Consider the following 1,054-nt stretch of genomic DNA (forward strand, 5'->3'; position numbering starts at 1 on the left):
GAGAGTGACTGCCCTTGACGCCGAATTCTTCGAGTCGTGTGTTGTACGCCGCAGACGTATACTGGAAACCCTGATCCGAATGGAGCACGGCACCGGATACGTCTCTTTTTCGTACCCATTGTTCCACCGTATGCAGAACGAGCTTCGTGTCATTGCGGTTTGAAAGCTTCCAAGCTACGATTTCGTTGTTAAACAAGTCCTGAATGGCGGACAAGTAATAAAAGCGTGTACCGTCTGAAATATACGTAATGTCGGTCACCAGCTTTTGTTGTGGTCCTGCCGCATGGAATTTGCGTTTGAGACGGTTCGGATAAACGACAGAAGGCACGTAACTGGAGGATTTTCGCTTCTTTCGGATGACCGATGAAATCGACAGCTCCTTCATGAGACGCCACACTTTTTTGTGGTTGACGAGATAACCGGCTTCTCGCAAAGCCGTCTGCATCCGGGGATAACCGAAGTAGGGATGAGCTAAATGAATAGCTATCATATGCTCTTTGATGTCATGATCCCGCACACGAATCTCGTCGCGTCGGGGTTTAGCTGCCCGCCACTTGTAGTAGTTCGCCCTGGGGACTCCTGCAATGGTCAGCAATGAGGTTACAGGATGTTTTTCCCGGAGTTCCTCGATGATCCGGTAACGTTTTTGCAAATCTAGCTTCCCTCCTGGACCAGATTGGGATACCGCTTTTTTAAGTAATCCACCTGTGCTTTTAGATAATCTCGCTCTTCCTCCACACTGGCAAACGTCGTGCGTGGACGTCCCTTTAGAGGACTGAGCGATCCTTTACGCGTATCATAGGCTTCACCTGCTTTGTATTTCTTTACCCAGTTCTCCAACTGAGTCTTACTCCGAATCCCCAACTGCTTCGAAAGGGTCACGTAACTCCCTTTCCCTCCCAAATACGCCTGAACTGCTTCTGTCTTAAACTCTTCTCCATACGTTTGGAATTTCTGTCCTTTTTTAGCCATACAAATATCCCCTTCAAGTTCACTCAATCCTCATGATACCATGCGGACTTTTTTGAGTGTCTACTTGAAGGGGATAATACCA

The 1,054-nt window shown here is 47.9% G+C and carries 2 protein-coding genes; both read right to left on the reverse strand.

Translation table 11 applies throughout. From position 1 onward, the window contains the following. Positions 1-652: IS3 family transposase (locus LCF57_RS00015; RefSeq protein ID WP_413232172.1), on the reverse strand; the 652-nt coding region annotated here is incomplete at its 3' end. 2 nt (positions 653-654) lie between these two features. Then, a complete protein-coding gene (locus LCF57_RS28055) occupies positions 655-972 on the reverse strand; it encodes a transposase (RefSeq protein WP_413232173.1) in 318 nt (105 codons plus the stop codon). Between the last annotated feature and the right edge of the window lie 82 nt (positions 973-1,054).

Source organism: Paenibacillus sp. BJ-4, from assembly GCF_020404765.1.
Classification (GTDB): Bacteria; Bacillota; Bacilli; order Paenibacillales; family Paenibacillaceae; genus Paenibacillus.